The organism is Sphingomonas sp. S-NIH.Pt3_0716, from assembly GCF_003950715.1.
In the GTDB taxonomy this organism is placed as follows: Bacteria; Pseudomonadota; Alphaproteobacteria; order Sphingomonadales; family Sphingomonadaceae; genus Sphingobium; species Sphingobium yanoikuyae_A.
Genome location: NZ_QLJK01000054.1, coordinates 1 through 14367, shown reverse-complemented (window position 1 = coordinate 14367; position 14367 = coordinate 1). Strand labels below are relative to the sequence as shown.

The 14367-nt window shown below is 66.4% G+C and carries 12 protein-coding genes and 1 pseudogene; 5 read left to right on the top strand and 8 right to left on the bottom strand.

Annotated features, from left to right (window positions below; genetic code table 11):
- The 3 genes and pseudogenes from BRX37_RS24895 to BRX37_RS24885 all read left to right on the top strand — a co-directional run.
- Positions 1-362: pseudogene (locus BRX37_RS24895) on the top strand (TonB-dependent receptor); the annotation flags it as partial.
- A gap of 11 nt (positions 363-373) precedes the next feature.
- A complete protein-coding gene (gene acs, locus BRX37_RS24890; protein WP_125990107.1) occupies positions 374-2332 on the top strand; it encodes an acetate--CoA ligase in 1959 nt (652 codons plus the stop codon).
- A gap of 84 nt (positions 2333-2416) precedes the next feature.
- The gene (locus BRX37_RS24885) at positions 2417-4747 is read left to right on the top strand and encodes a TonB-dependent receptor (RefSeq protein WP_125990104.1); all 2331 of its coding nucleotides are present in this window, start codon (positions 2417-2419) and stop codon (positions 4745-4747) included.
- 227 nt (positions 4748-4974) lie between these two features.
- Here the strand turns inward: BRX37_RS24885 and BRX37_RS24880 are convergent, their stop codons facing one another.
- From BRX37_RS24880 to BRX37_RS24850, 7 genes are all read right to left on the bottom strand, one after another.
- Positions 4975-5487 carry a c-type cytochrome gene (locus BRX37_RS24880; RefSeq protein ID WP_122928262.1) on the bottom strand — a complete coding sequence of 171 codons (513 nt, stop codon included), beginning with the start codon at positions 5485-5487 and terminating at the stop codon, positions 4975-4977.
- A 12-nt stretch (positions 5488-5499) separates the two neighbouring features.
- A complete protein-coding gene (locus tag BRX37_RS24875) occupies positions 5500-6045 on the bottom strand; it encodes a methylamine dehydrogenase light chain (protein ID WP_017498892.1) in 546 nt (181 codons plus the stop codon).
- A 26-nt stretch (positions 6046-6071) separates the two neighbouring features.
- On the bottom strand, positions 6072-6674 hold the full coding sequence (locus tag BRX37_RS24870; protein WP_125990102.1) for a thioredoxin domain-containing protein: 603 nt from the start codon (positions 6672-6674) through the stop codon (positions 6072-6074).
- A 4-nt stretch (positions 6675-6678) separates the two neighbouring features.
- A complete protein-coding gene (locus BRX37_RS24865) occupies positions 6679-7212 on the bottom strand; it encodes a MauE/DoxX family redox-associated membrane protein (RefSeq protein WP_125990100.1) in 534 nt (177 codons plus the stop codon).
- Between the two features lie 2 nt (positions 7213-7214).
- Positions 7215-8393: an amine dehydrogenase large subunit gene (locus BRX37_RS24860; protein WP_125990098.1), complete on the bottom strand. Its 1179-nt coding sequence runs from the start codon at positions 8391-8393 to the stop codon at positions 7215-7217.
- 145 nt (positions 8394-8538) lie between these two features.
- Positions 8539-9720: an MFS transporter gene (locus tag BRX37_RS24855; RefSeq protein WP_125990096.1), complete on the bottom strand. Its 1182-nt coding sequence runs from the start codon at positions 9718-9720 to the stop codon at positions 8539-8541.
- A 74-nt stretch (positions 9721-9794) separates the two neighbouring features.
- Positions 9795-10448: a TetR/AcrR family transcriptional regulator gene (locus BRX37_RS24850; RefSeq protein ID WP_125990094.1), complete on the bottom strand. Its 654-nt coding sequence runs from the start codon at positions 10446-10448 to the stop codon at positions 9795-9797.
- Between the two features lie 213 nt (positions 10449-10661).
- Between BRX37_RS24850 and BRX37_RS24845 the strand changes: the two genes are divergently transcribed.
- Positions 10662-11141 (top strand): c-type cytochrome, encoded by a 480-nt coding sequence (locus BRX37_RS24845; protein WP_125990092.1) that lies wholly within the window; start codon positions 10662-10664, stop codon positions 11139-11141.
- Between the two features lie 103 nt (positions 11142-11244).
- Positions 11245-13116: a bifunctional sugar phosphate isomerase/epimerase/4-hydroxyphenylpyruvate dioxygenase family protein gene (locus BRX37_RS24840; protein ID WP_125990090.1), complete on the top strand. Its 1872-nt coding sequence runs from the start codon at positions 11245-11247 to the stop codon at positions 13114-13116.
- 6 nt (positions 13117-13122) lie between these two features.
- Here BRX37_RS24840 and BRX37_RS24835 read toward each other — a convergent pair whose 3' ends face one another.
- Positions 13123-14229, bottom strand: coding sequence for a carbohydrate porin (locus BRX37_RS24835; RefSeq protein ID WP_318276927.1), 1107 nt, complete (start codon positions 14227-14229; stop codon positions 13123-13125).
- Positions 14230-14367 lie beyond the last annotated feature (138 nt).

The following is a 14367-nucleotide window of genomic DNA, read 5'->3' as shown; positions in this document are numbered from 1 at the left end:
CCTATGCCTACAGCCACAGCAAGGTCGATGCGCCGGGCATGGCATTCGACGGCTTCGCGCCGGCGCAGGTGCCGCGCCATTTCGCCAGCGCGACGCTGGCCTGGGCGCCCAAGGCCGGGCCGGAGCTTTCGGCGACGCTGCGCTACACGGCCAAGCAATATGAGGATGATCTGCAGAGCGATGTGCTGCCCGATGCGCTGACGCTCGACGCCCTCGCCCGGCTGCCGATCGGCCATGGCATCAGCCTGGTCGCGCGGGCTGAGAACCTGTTCGACGAGGATATCGTCACCCGCAATGCCGGTGGATCGATCGACCTGGGTACGCCCAGGACGCTCTGGATCGGCGTGCGGTTCGGCCAATGAAGGGAGCCATCATGTCCGAAGACCTGTTTCCGATACCTGCTGACTGGGCGGCCCATGCCCGCATGAACCAGGCGGTGCGCGCCGCCGATTATCTCCGCTCGCTCGATGACGGTAGTGCCTATTGGCTGGAGCAGGCGCAGCGGCTGGACTGGATCACGCCGCCGACCCGCGCGTCGGAAAGCAGTTTCGACGAAGCGGATTTCGGCATCCAGTGGTTCGCCGACGGCACGCTCAACGTGTCGGCCAATTGTCTCGACCGGCATCTGGCCGAGTGGGGCGATGTCACCGCGATCCTCTGGGAACCCGATGATCCGGCGGACGCTCCGCGCAGCCTGACCTATCGTGAACTCCATGCCGAGGTCTGCCGCTTCGCCAATGTGCTAAAGGACGCCGGCGCGCGCCGGGGCGACCGCATCACCATCTATATGCCGATGATCCCGGAGGCGGCGGTGGCGCTGCTCGCCTGCGCCCGGATCGGCGCGATCCACAGCGTCGTGTTCGGCGGCTTTTCGCCCGAGGCGCTGGCAGGCCGCATCACCGACTGCGATTCCAGCATCGTCGTCACCGCCGACGAGGGACGACGCGGCGGCAAGCGCGTGCCGCTCAAGGCCAATGTCGACGCGGCGCTGGCGCTCGACCATTGCACCAGCGTGCGCCGGGTATTGGTGGTGCGCGCGACCGGCGGGGCGGTGGCGATGCAGCCGGGCCGCGACAGCTGGTATGACGAGGTGATGGCCGGTGTCGCGCCCGATTGCCCGGCCGAGGTGATGAACGCGGAAGACCCGCTGTTCCTGCTCTACACCTCCGGTTCCACTGGCAAGCCCAAGGGCGTGGTCCATTCGAGCGGCGGTTATCTGCTCTGGGCCAGCCTCACCCATGCGCTCTGCTTCGATTATCGGCCCGGCGACGTCTGGTGGTGCGCGGCCGATGTCGGCTGGGTCACGGGACACAGCTATATCGTCTATGGTCCGCTGGCCAATGGCGCGACGACGCTGATGTATGAAGGCCTGCCGAGCTGGCCGACGCCCAGCCGCATCTGGGAAGTGGTGGACCGGCATCAGGTCCATACCCTGTTCACGGCGCCGACCGTGCTGCGCGCGCTGATGAAGGAGGGCGACCATCATGTCGCGAATACCAGCCGCGCGTCGCTCCAATTGCTGGGCAGCGTGGGCGAGCCGATCAACCCGGAGGCCTGGCGCTGGTATCATGGCGTTGCGGGCGAGGGGCGCTGCCCGATCATCGACACCTGGTGGCAGACCGAGACCGGCGGCGCGATGATCGCGCCGATGCCGGGCGCCACTGACCTCAAGCCCGGCAGTGCGACCTTCCCCATGCCCGGTGTCGAGGCGCAGATCGTCGACGGCGAGGGCGTGGTGCAGGAGGGGGCGAGCGAAGGCAATCTGGTGATCGCCCGGTCCTGGCCCGGCCAGATGCGCACCGTCTGGAACGATCATGAGCGCTTCTTTCAGACCTATTTCACCACTTTTCCCGGAAAATATACCACCGGCGACGGCGCTAGGCGGGATGCGGACGGCTATTACTGGATCACCGGCCGGGTCGACGATGTCATCAATGTGTCGGGCCATCGCATGGGCACGGCCGAGGTCGAGAGCGCGCTGGTGCTGCATGCGACCGTGGCGGAGGCGGCGGTGGTCGGCATGCCGCACGACATCAAGGGGCAGGGCATCTATGCCTATGTCACGCTGAATGTGGGCGAGGAGCCAAGCGACGAGTTGCGCCGTGCCCTGACCCAATGGGTGCGCAGCGAGATCGGGCCGATCGCCACGCCCGATGTGATCCAGTTCGCGCCGGGCCTGCCCAAGACACGATCGGGCAAGATCATGCGCCGCATCTTGCGCAAGATCGCCGAGGGGGAGGTTTCGGCCCAGGCGCTGGGCGATGTCAGCACGTTGGCCGATCCCAGCGTGGTCGCGGATCTGGTGCGCAGCCGCGCCGGGGTCGCGGCTTGAAGGACAAATGCGACCCAAGGTATAATGGAGGCGATGGCCGGCCCTCCCTAGCGTCCTTTCCATAAACAGAGATGGGAGTGGGATATGCGGGGCAAGGGCTGGCTTTGCGCGGGACTGGCGGGCGTGGCGCTGATACCGGCGCTGGCATGGGCGGAAGAGCCCGATGCTGGCCCGGCACAGACGATCATCGTCACGGCGCCGGGCGGGGCGATCGATGTCGATGATGCGCTGTCCATTTCCAGTCGGGATATCTCGCTCACCGGCACGCCCGACCTGCTCGGCGCACTGACCCGCAATATTGCCGGCATCACGCTGCAGGACGCGCAGAATAATCCCTGGCAGCCCAATCTTGTCTATCGCGGTTTCGTCGCCTCGCCGCTGCAGGGGCAGGCGCAGGGGCTGGCCGTCTATATGGATGGCGCTCGTTTCAACCAGCCGTTCGGCGATACCGTCCAGTTCGACCTGATCCCCGAGGCGGCGATCCGTAAATTGAGCCTGCTCGATGCCAGCCCGGTCTATGGCCTCAATGCGCTGGGCGGTGCGATCCTGCTGGAGACGAAGGACGGGCGCAGCGATGCGGGGCTGGAGGCAAGCGCAACAGGCGGCCGTTTCGGCTATGCCGAGGCGAGCATCGCCGGCGGCTTTACGCGCGGCAATTTCAGCGCGTTCGGCGCCTTCCAATATAGCCATGACGATGGCTGGCGCGATCATAGCCCGTCGCATCTCTATAATGGCTATGCCGACCTTGGCTTTGATACGGAGAAGGGTGGGCTGCACATGAAGCTGGTCGGGGCAAAGACCGACCTGACCGGCAATGGCGTGTCGCCGGTCGAACTGCTGGCGGCAGACCGGCGCGCCGTCTTCACCTGGCCGGACAATAGCCGCAGTAGCTATGGCCGGATCAGCCTGCACCCCTGGGTGGCGCTGTCCGACACGACCCGGATCGAAGGGACGCTCTATGCCCAGCGGCTGACCTTGCGCACGGTCAATGGCGATGCCGCCGATATCGAGGGGTGCGAGGAAGAAGAGGCCGCCGGGCTGCTCTGCCTGGAAACGGTGGGGGGCGATGATGAGGATGAGGTTCAGGCCGTCCTGACCGATGCGAACGGCAATGCCATTGCCGACAGTCTGGGTGGCGAGGGTTATGGCGTGCTCAACCGGGGGCGGACTCGGACCGATGCGATGGGCGTGCTGGCGCAGTTGATCGACGATCGGGCGCTGATGGGCGGGATCAATCATTTTGCGATCGGCATGAGTTATGACACGAGCCGCACCCGGTTCGACACATCGACCGAACTGGGGGCGATGACGGACGAGCGCAGCGTCGAGGGGCTGGGATCGATCATCGTCCAGCCGGACGGTGCGATTGCGCCGGTCGGGCTGGTCGCACACACCGATTATTGGGGCGTGTTCGTGCAGGACCGATTGCCGCTGGCGCCGGGGCTGACGGCGGAACTGGGGCTGCGCTGGAACCATGCGCGGATCGAACTGGTCGACCAGTTCGGCACGGCGCTGAACGGGCGGCATCGGTTCCAGCGGCTGAACCCCGGCGCGGAGCTGGACTATCGGGTTTCGGACGGGCTGTCGCTGCGGGCCGGCTATGCCGAGACCAATCGCGCGCCGACCCCGGCCGAACTGTCCTGTGCCGACGAGAATGCGCCGTGCAGCCTGACCAATTTCTTCATTGCCGATCCGCCGCTGAAGCAGGTGGTGGCGAAAAGCTGGGAGGCGGGCGGTTCGGGCCGCTTCGTGGCTGGTGGCTGGACCGCCGACTGGCTGGTCTCGGCCTATCGCACCGGCAATCATGACGATATCCAATATATTGCTTCGGACATTCGTGGTCGGGCCTATTTCCAGAATATCGGCAAGACCCGGCGCCAGGGTGTCGAAGCGTCGGTCAAGGCGGCGCGGGGCGGTTTCAGCGCGGGCCTGAGCTATGCCTTCACCGATGCGACCTATCGCAGCGCGCTGGAACTGAGCAGTCCGGCCAACCCGGAGGCGAATGACGACGGCACGATCGACGTTGGCAAGGGCGACCGCCTGCCCGGCATCCCGCGCCACAGCGCCACGCTGAGCCTCGACTATGCCGGCAAACTGGGCGGCCAACGGGGCTGGTCGTTCGGTGGCGACCTGATCGCCCGGTCCGGCCAATATTTGGTCGGTGACGAGGCGAACCAGAATGCCAGGGTGCCCGGCTATCTGATCGCCAATATCCGCGCCGGCATCGACATCATCCGCGGCGTCACCCTGTTCGGCGAGGTCCGCAACCTGTTCGACCGCCATTATGCGACCTTCGGCACCTTTACCGAGGTGGACGAAATCGAACTGGACGAGGCGCCGGGGGCGAGCGATCCGAGGGCCTATGGCGCCGGTGCACCGCGTCGCTGGTATGCCGGGGTGAAGGCGAAATTCTGAAGCATGGCGGCGCCCGCGATCGGGCACGCGTCTGCCGAAGTTCACAGTGTAAACGGCCTATTGGGGCCATTTGCCCCTGTCGCGCGCCTATGACGCGACAGGGGCGCGCCACATAGGCGCCTGCCACGCGCCGGGCGGCCGGGTTGGGGGAGGGGGAACAGCATCTGTCGCATGGCGAGGGATAGATCAGAAAAGCGGCGTGTAGGACAGCGGTGCCCGTGGCAGCGCTATCGCCCTGCAGACGGAAACATCTGCCGGAGCGAGGCGGGCGCATGGCATTTGCGGATCGCGGTTTCGACATGGCGGGCGCGTTCGGCGGTCAGCGAGGCGGCGGACAGGGCGAAGCGCCGTTCATGGGCGACTTCCTCGGCGGTGAAGGGCGGGCTGCCCTGCGGCACGCTGCCGCCGCCCAGGCCGAAGACGACGAAGTTCATCATGTCGGCCAGTTGCTGATTATCCTTGATCCGGCTGAGCGCGACATTGGGCAGGCGGATGAGATAGGCGCGGGTCTGGGGCGTGCAGAGGAACCAGCCGACCCGGCCGCGCAGTTCGGGCAGGGCCGCAGGCGCGGCGCTGCCCTGCACCCCGTGGCAGCCGCCACAATTTTCGACATAGTCGGACCGGGCGAGGTCCGGGTCAGTGATCGCGCTGGGCAACAGGCCCATCGGCGGCAGGGCGGCGCGGCCGATGCCGACCGCGCCGAGCAGCGCCAGCGATCCGATCAGCAGCGCATGCCGCATGCTCTGCCGGCCTCAGCTGGCCGCGCCGACCAGCACGGCGGTCGAACAATGATATTCCATGCTGCTGGTGCCGAAGCACCAGATCACGTCATTGTTGAGCTGGGGCATGTAGAGCTGGGTCTCACGGTCGGTATTGTCGCAGCCGCACTGGCCGCAGGCCGGCTTGCCGCAACAGTCGCGATAGGCGATCAGATAGGCCTTGCCGTCGTCCGGGTTGATGCAGGTGCCAACCCAGGAAACGGGCGAGGGCTCCGCGCCCGCCGGGCAGCTATGGATGCCGCCGCCGCAGCAGGTGCACAGCGCGCCGTCGATCGCGCAATAGCGCCAATAGTCGCACTTGGTCTCGTCCTTGCTCTGCGCAGTGCGGGCAAAGGCGGTCTTGGCCTCGGGCGAGCGGTCGGGCTTGGCCGCTTCGGCGCGGCTGACCGGCAGCAGCGGGAAGGCAGGCGCAGCGACCAGGGCGGCCCCCAGGCGCGAGAGCATCGAGCGGCGCGATGTCCCCCCGGCGAGGCGCCGCAGCAGCTTTTCCCCCATGGCGTCGGCGTCGAACTTCTTCATGTCACGGACCCCCTTTGAACTTGCGATCAGGCCGCCTGGGCTTTGAGCGAACCGATATAATCCTGCACCGTGGCGATCCCCATTTCATGGGCGACGACCAGGCTTTCGAGATGCTCGCGGCTGTTGACCAGTCCCTTGGACAGGATGGTGCCCTCGGCATCGAGCAGCACGGCGAAGGGCAGCTTGGCGACGCCATAGGCCTGGCCCGCTTCTGGCCCGTTGACGAAGGCATAGGCCTCCAGCCCGTGCTGGGCGATCATCACGCGCTGGGCGGCGACATCATCGTCGCCCACGAAGGTCAGCGCGACCCGCTCGTCCCGCGCGAAGGACTTGGCCATCGGGATGATATTCTTGCACAGCGGGCATTGGGCGGAGACGAACATCAAGAGGCGCAGCGCCGTGCCATGGGCATGGCCGCCGATCGTGACGGGCGCGCCGTCGATGGTGCGGGTATCGATCTTGACGATGGCGTCGCCCACCGCCGGGCCGCCGCTGGTGGCGAGCGCGCCGGCGGGCGCCACGCGGATGTGCAGCACGCCGACCTGCCGCGCGACCGCCAGCAGGGCGATGCCGAGCGCGAAGATTGCGACCCAGGACAGGATCTGCGCGATGATGAGCGACGTCAGCATAGGTCTATCTCCGGTAGGCGGCGGCGGGCGTGGCGATCAGCGCCAGAATGGCGCCGAGCAGATGGAAGGCGAGGAACAGGGAAATGCCGCCAGCGGCCGCGGTGGCGATGTCCAGCGCGGACAGCGGCGGGGCAGGCAGCAGGCGCGGCGCGACCAGCGCGATCAGCAGCAGGTTGCGGATCACCAGCGGCCAGCCGATCGGATGGCGCAGTTGGGAACGTCCGCAACCGCAATCGATATGGCTGCGCCCGCGCGCGATGTTGATCGCCATCGCCCCGGCAAAGAGGCTAAGCAGCAGCATGGCGAGCAGCACCGGCGCCGGGGCAAGACCGGCGATCAGCGTGGCGCCGATGGCGATCTCCGCCAGTGGCAGCAGGATCGCGGCGGGCGCGACCAGCGCCGGCGGCAGCAGCCGGTAATTGGCGATCACGCCGGGCAGCAGGATGCGGTGGCGCAGCTTCGATACGCCCGCCTGCAACAGGATGAGGCCGATCCCGATGGCAGCCGCCAGCGCGGCGATCGCCAGACCCAGTGTCATGGTCAGGACGGGTCCGCGACCGTGATGGTGCTGCCGCCGGCCTTCTCGATCTTGTGCTTTTCCTCCCAGGTGGCGAGGTCGATGACGAGGGCTGTGCCCTTTTCGCCGTCCATGATGAGCAGCGGCTTGTCGGACTGGGTGACCTCGATATTGTTCATTGGCTCTTCCAGCGGGCGGCGCTTCACCACCTTCTGCGTGGCGAGATCGACCTCCCACACTTCCGTGCCGGACGCCTTGTGCGACCAATATTCGCCCATGTGCATCAGCACGAACAAATGGCCGGTGGCGCGGTGCAGCGCCATCGGCTGGCGCCCGCCGGGATACCAGTTCAGCTCCAGCGGCTTGGTTTCGCCGGGACGGATACCGGCGGCGGCCTGGATCGAGAAGGGGGCGGAGATGGTCGGCGCCGGGCCAAGCTTCGCGGTCCAGATCTGGCCGGTGTAGCTGAGGAAGGTCGTTTCCTTCTTCTTCCGGTCATAGGTGAAATTGTCGAAGATCGGATCGTCGGTGGCCGAGAAGAAGGGCGCGCTATGGGTGATGTCGGCCTTGCTGCCGGTCAGCTTCACGGTGGCGAGCGACCCGTCGGCGCACAGCGCGGAAAAGCCGACGCCCGGATTGGGCATCATGCTGGCGCAGCCGGGCACTTCGACATTGGCGACGAACTTGCGCTTCACCAGATCGACGATGTTCACCGAGGAAGCGGGGCTGAGATTATAGACGAAGCCGGTCTTGCCATCGTCGCTGATGATGAAGTTGTTCTTGCGCGATCCGATCAGGATGCGGTCGGGAATGGTGATTTCGGTGACCAGCTTCAGCTCGCGCGTGTCATAGACCGACACCATGTCCTGCCGCGTGCCGCGATCGCCCTTCGACCAGATGGTTTCGGCGACATAATAATATTGGCCGGCCGGATCGATCGCCATGTCGGCGAGACGCCGGGTTTCGACCATGCCCACCATCTTGCCGCTGTCGCCGTCGAAGATGCTGGTGCCCGGCATGTCCCATCCGCCGTCGACGAAGAACCAGTTGGGCTTGGGCGGTTCCATCGTCACGATATCGGATGTTTCCGGTTCCAGCGCGGCCGTGGTGTCGGCGGGCGCCGCATGGGCGGTGATGGCTGCGCACAGGGCGAAACCCATGGCGGCGGTGGCGAAAAATCCCCTGACGGCGGCGCTCGACATCTGGTGTGATCCCCCTTGATCGGTGCGGCGGCGCTGGACTCAGCTGGTCCGCGTTTCGCCGCTGGAATGAAGGCTGGACAAGTGTCAAGGATTGGTCAAGGGGGTGGAGGCGCTCCTTGCCAAATATTTTTGCGCCGCAGCAAATTTAAGCGATAATCTCGTGAACGCCCTCGATCCGGGGCAGGCGCAGCCTGTCGGGTGCGGCAGCGACCAGCAGCGCGAAACAGCCGCCGGTGAGCGCGACCAGCGCGCCATCGACCAACCCCTGTTGCCCCAACCCGTCGGACAGCAGCGATCCCGCCACCGGCCCGGCGATCATGCCCAGGCTATGGACGCAGGCGACGAAGCGGCGGAACAGCGGGCTGCCGCCACCCGCTGCCGTGGCAAGGCCGGAAAAGCGGATGATGGTGGCGGTCGACCCGATATTGAGCAGGCCGATCGCCAGGATGAACAGGGTCGGTGCGCCAGGGCGAGTGAGGGCGAGCGGGGCGAGCAGGCAGAAGGCGCACAGCAGGCCGGTCATCGGCAGCGGCACGATGCTCTGTTCGCGCATCAGCGCGATCGCGGTTAGCGCGCCGATCACCGACCCGATCGCCACGGCTTCGCCGATCACGCTGTCGTCGATGCCGGCGGCCAGTGCCAGCGCGCCGGAAAAGCTCCAGATCATCATGGTGGCGGCGATGAAGCAGAACAGGGCGACGGCCAGTGCCCAGGCGCGCGGCGGGGTAGGGGCGCGTTCATTGGCGTCGCCGGTGGGCGTCTGCGCCGGATCGGCGGCCGGCATCAGCAGGCTGAGTAGCAGCACGCCGATCGGCGCGAGCGCCAGCAGGCGCAGCGCAGCGGCCGGCCCGGCGCTGTCGCCGATCGCCGGGAGCGCCAGCGCGACTAGGGTGGACAGCAGCAACTGGACCAGGAAGACGGCGGCATAGGCGCCGGTCGGGCGCTGCGAGGCGGCGGCGCTCATCGCATGGGTATAGGCGACGCCCATGCCGACGCCGAACAGGCCGCGCGCGACGATGAGCGTTGCCAGCTCGTCGAGCGCCGGCGTTATCAGGCTGGCGGCCAGCGCGATCAGCGCGGCGAACGCCGGCGCGCTGGTGGGCAGATGCGCGCCGCCGCGCCAGACCAGGATCGCGCCGATCGCCATGCCGCCCTGGGTCGCGCCGACGATCCAGCCATGATCGGACGGATCAAGCCCGGTGGCGGCGGTCAGCAGGGTGAGGAAGATGGGATCGATGCCGGGTTGCAGCAGCGCGAGCGCGGCGGCCGCGATGCAGGCGATGGTCCGGTCCGGTGCCCATCCGGGCAATATACGGCTTTGCGTCATGATGGCCCCCACAGCATGAACAGGCGCCGGTGGCGCCCCTGCCGTTCAGACCATCTCTCCCCCTTGGGGCGGCGTCAGGCCGCTTCTGTCATCAGCCCTGCAAGATCGCGCGAAGTCACCGTCTTGGCAAGATGCACGAACGACATTGCGGCCAGCGCGGTAAAGACCGGCATCTTGGCCGCCCAGGGCTTCTGATGCCCCAGGAACGGCGTCGATCCTTCCATCGATGCGCTGATGAACAGGGCGACGCTATGCACATCGTCCGGGGTCAGGGCCGGGTTGATCTGCGCCACATATTCGCCGATCACCTCATGCACCTTGCTGTAGAACAGGCGCACCCGGTCGGCGACGAACTCGCTCTGGTTGGCGAGCGCCCAGAGTTCGGTGAACAAATGGGTGGTGCGCTTGGTCTGGATATCCTCCAGGCACAGGATGATGACCAGCTTGAGCCGTTCCTCGGCGGTCAGGCCGGGCTTGCGCACCATCTCCTCCAGCAGCTTGTCATAGGATTCCAGCATCTCGTCCAGCATCACCTGGATCAGCATTTCCTTGCGCGGGAAATGATAGCTGACATTGCCGACCTTCATGTCGCAGCGCGCGGCGATGCGGCGCAGCGTGAAGGCATCGGCACCCTCGTCGATCAGCACGTCCAGCGCTGCCTTGAGGATCTGGTCCACCGTTTCGGACCCACGGGCATAGATGCCGGGCCGTGAGGGAGCGAGTATCATATCACATCTGCCTTGGCGGCCCTCCTACCACGGCGCGGCCCGGTTCGCCACCCTTTGCGCATCGCTCGCAACAGCGGGCTTGACGAATATTTGAAGACTGTCCAGTATTTGCGCATCCACATAATCTTGGGAAGAGGCGTGAAATCCGGTGCGGCACCTTGTCGGGGGCGGCTTCCGGGGCAAACGTCCATATGTGCGGGGACATTTCAGGCGATGATTCAGGGTATCAAGCGCGTCACATTCTCTCTGATGGCGGTTGCGGCGGCTGGTTTGCCGGGGGCGGCACAGGCGACCGGTCCGCAGACCTTCGCCAACCGCTGCTCCATGTGCCATCAGCCCTCGGGCGCGGGCCTGCCGGGCCAGTTTCCGCGCCTCAATGGCCGGGTCGCGCAGATCGCGACCAGTCCGGAAGGGCGGCGCTATCTCGCCATGGTGCTGCTCTATGGCATTTATGGCCCGATCACCGTGGACGACAGGAAGATCACCGGCCTGATGCCGGGCATGGGCACCATGTCCGACCAGGATATTGCCGATGTGCTCAATCATGCGGTGTCGCTCAAGAAGGCGGCCAAGCCCGCCGCGCCCTTTACCGCGGCCGAGGTCGCCAAGGTGCGCGCGGGCGGCAAGCAGACCGCGGCGCAGGTCGCGGCCGAGCGCGGCCGGCTGGCGGGCAAGGGGCTGATCCCGTCCTGATCCGGGCGGCCATCCTATAACTCTATGCTATGGGATAGTCGGTCTTGAGCGGTTAAATGGCGGTGCCGGGCTGTGGGATAAGGGGACTCCAAGGAGATCCCCCATGTCCAACGCCATCGCCACCGTCTCGCTGCGCGGCACGCTTGAAGAGAAATTGCGTGCCGCTGCCGCGGCCGGCTTTGCCGGGGTCGAGATATTCGAGAATGACCTGATCGGGTCGGAATTGGCGCCGCGGGACGTGCGGCGCATGCTGGACGATCTGGGCCTTGCCTGCATGCTCTACCAGCCCTTCCGCGATTTCGAGGGGATGCCGGGCGCGCTGCGCCAGCGCGCCTTCGGCCGGGCCGAGCGCAAGTTCGACCTGATGGGCGAACTGGGTACCGATCGCATCCTGGTCTGCTCCAACTGCTCGCCCGCGTCGCTGGGGGAGCGGGAGCGGATCGTCGACGATTTCCGGGACCTGGGCGAGCGGGCGGCCAGGCGCGGCCTATTGGTGGGCTATGAGGCGCTGGCCTGGGGCCGGCATGTGTTCGATCATCGCGATGTCTGGTCGATCGTCGAGCAGGTCGACCATCCCCATATCGGCATCATCCTCGACAGTTTCCATTCGCTGTCGCGCAAGATTCCGAGCGACAGCATCCGCGATATCCGTGGCGACAAGATCGTCTTCGTCCAGCTCGCCGATGCGCCGCTGCTCGACATGGACCTGCTCTACTGGAGCCGCCATTTCCGCAACCTGCCGGGGCAGGGCGGGCTGGATGTCGCCGGCTTCGTCGCGGAGATATTGGCCACCGGCTATGACGGGCCACTGTCGCTGGAAATCTTCAACGACCGGTTCCGCTCCAATGCGGCGACGCTGGTGGCGGAGGACGGGCATCGTTCGCTCGACTATGTGCGCGATGCGGCGCTGCGGCAGTTGGGGCGCCCGTCGACCATGCCCGCGCCGGAGCCGGTGCTGGGCGCCGAGTTCGTGGAATTCACCGCCGCCAGCGCCGATTCCGCGCGGCTGGGCCGCACGCTGATGACACTGGGCTTCAGCCTTGCCGGCGAGCATCGCCAGAAGAAGGTGACGCGATGGCGTCAGGACGGCGTCAATCTGGTCGTCAATGCCGAGCCCAAGGGCTTTGCCAGCGCCTATCGTGCGGCGCATGGATCGTCCATCTGCGCGATCGGCGTGCGGGTGAGGGACAAGGCGGCGGTGCAGGCGCGCGCGGCGGCGCTGGGGATCAAGGCCTATAGCGCGGAAGGCCGCCCCGGCCGGATGGCGATGCCGGCGCTGCGCGGGGTCGGCGGCAGCCTGGTCTATCTGATCGACGATAATGAGGTCGAAGGGCTGTGGGCACGCGAGTTCCAGGCGATCGAGGCAGCGCCCGATGCGCCGGTCCATGCCCATGGCTTCGACCATCTCGCCGCCGTCGTCCATAATGACGAATTCCTGTCCTGGCAGCTTTACTGGCGCGCCCTGTTCGGGCTGGAGGCCAAGGCGGCGCAGGATGTGATCGATCCGTCGGGGCTGGTGCATAGCCAGGCCTTGCAGGCGCCCGACGGCGCCTTCCGCGTGACGCTCAATGCATCGGATGCGCGCGAGACGCTGTCGTCCCGCTTCCTCGACCAGGGGATTGGCGGCGGCTATCAGCATGTGGCGCTGGCGACCGACGATATCTTCGCGACGGCGCAGGCATTGCGGGATGAGGGCGCCGCGGTGCTGACCATCCCGGCCAATTATTATGCCGACATCGCCGCCCGCTTCGGTTTTGACGATGCGCTGGTGGAGCGGATGCAGGCGCTGGGCATCCTCTATGACGAGGATGCCGATGGTGATGGCTTCTGGCAACTCTACAGCCGCGCTTTCGACAAGCTGTTCTTCTTCGAGTTCGTCCAGCGCGATCGTGGCTATACGGGCTATGGCGCACCCAATGCCGGCGTCCGGCTGGCCGCACAGAACCGGTTCCGCGCCGAGAACCCGGTCGATTGAGCAGGGTCAGAGGATCAGCTTGATCGTCATGCCGGCCACCACCGCATCGGGATAGCGGCTCGTCGCCCCGACGCGGTGGATATATTGGAGGTTGGGGCGCAGCAGCAGGGCGCGGGTCGCCTGCCAGCCATAGAAGATTTCGCCGCTCGCTTCCCAGCGCTGCGGATCGACATCCTGTCCCAGCATCTGCTGGTCGCGCTGGCGATCGGCGATGCGTGGATTGACCCTGGCATAGACGAGGCCGAGGCCGAAATTGTCCCTAGGCCGATTGTCCCACAGGCCGCGCGCGACGAAGCCGCCGCTCAGAAACAGGGGCACGCGCGCGGTTGCCCGATCGGACAGGGTCATGGTGCCGAACAGCGACAGGCCGCGTTCGCCGGGGCCGAAGCGGACGATCATCTTTTCCGCCATCGCCCAGGCGCTCCACCGTTCGCGCCGGGTGGCCGGGGCGAGGCCGGACAGGGCGTAGGAATCGCCATTGGCGTCGGCATAGACGTCGGGCTTGTCGGTCGTGTCGATGAGGCCGCCGAGCCGGACCAGGCCGGGCAACTGTTCCGCACCCTGGCCCGATTTCCAGCCCAGTTCGACCGGCAGGACGACACTGTCGAAACGCGGCGCCAGTTGCCAGCCATTGCCGGTCTGGGCGCGGATGCTGTTCACTTCGAAGGCGGCGACGCTGATGCTCAGCCCATGGCCGATGTCCTGCCGGGCGCGAACGCCCCAGCGCGGGATCGGGAAGCCGGAAAAGCCGCTATTGTAGAAGAGCGTGGTCGGGCGCGGGCAGAAGGCGAAATTCTGGAACTGGCAGCCCGAGGGCAAGGTCGCGAAATCGTCGCCCGTATGGTAGAGGCCGATCTTGAGCGCGGTCCGGCCGCCGTTCAATTGCTGCTCATAGCTCAGTTCCGCCGGGCGCAGATCCTGCCCGCCGCCGAACAGTTCCTGCACCTCGAACAGATTGCCGATACGGGTGGCGGTCAGATCCTGCCCCTTGCGATGGATGATCGTCGCGATGATCTTCCCGCCTGAAAGGCCGAACGCCTTGCCGGTGTCGACGACCGCCGATGCCAGCAATTGCTGGGTATAGGCTGCGCCCTGATCGCGCCCGCCGCTGATCGAGGCGGCGCTTTCGGAGACATAGGAGAAGGTGAGGTTGATGCCGCTGGGAAGGGTCTGACCGGCACCCGTATCGGCAATCCGGTCGAGTGACAGGCACTGTTCAGACGCGGGCAGGATATGCCTCCGGAGGAACTA

What these genes read in the sequence shown, in the direction of transcription:
- BRX37_RS24840 (WP_125990090.1), top strand. Translation starts at nt 11,245, where the DNA reads ATGTCCAACGCCATCGCCACCGTCTCGCTGCGCGGCACGCTTGAAGAG.
- BRX37_RS24845 (WP_125990092.1), top strand. Translation starts at nt 10,662, where the DNA reads ATGATTCAGGGTATCAAGCGCGTCACATTCTCTCTGATGGCGGTTGCG.
- BRX37_RS24885 (WP_125990104.1), top strand. Translation starts at nt 2,417, where the DNA reads ATGCGGGGCAAGGGCTGGCTTTGCGCGGGACTGGCGGGCGTGGCGCTG.
- BRX37_RS24880 (WP_122928262.1), bottom strand. Translation starts at nt 5,487, where the DNA reads ATGCGGCATGCGCTGCTGATCGGATCGCTGGCGCTGCTCGGCGCGGTC.
- BRX37_RS24875 (WP_017498892.1), bottom strand. Translation starts at nt 6,045, where the DNA reads ATGAAGAAGTTCGACGCCGACGCCATGGGGGAAAAGCTGCTGCGGCGC.
- BRX37_RS24860 (WP_125990098.1), bottom strand. Translation starts at nt 8,393, where the DNA reads ATGTCGAGCGCCGCCGTCAGGGGATTTTTCGCCACCGCCGCCATGGGT.
- BRX37_RS24870 (WP_125990102.1), bottom strand. Translation starts at nt 6,674, where the DNA reads ATGCTGACGTCGCTCATCATCGCGCAGATCCTGTCCTGGGTCGCAATC.
- acs (WP_125990107.1), top strand. Translation starts at nt 374, where the DNA reads ATGTCCGAAGACCTGTTTCCGATACCTGCTGACTGGGCGGCCCATGCC.
- BRX37_RS24865 (WP_125990100.1), bottom strand. Translation starts at nt 7,212, where the DNA reads ATGACACTGGGTCTGGCGATCGCCGCGCTGGCGGCTGCCATCGGGATC.
- BRX37_RS24855 (WP_125990096.1), bottom strand. Translation starts at nt 9,720, where the DNA reads ATGACGCAAAGCCGTATATTGCCCGGATGGGCACCGGACCGGACCATC.
- BRX37_RS24850 (WP_125990094.1), bottom strand. Translation starts at nt 10,448, where the DNA reads ATGATACTCGCTCCCTCACGGCCCGGCATCTATGCCCGTGGGTCCGAA.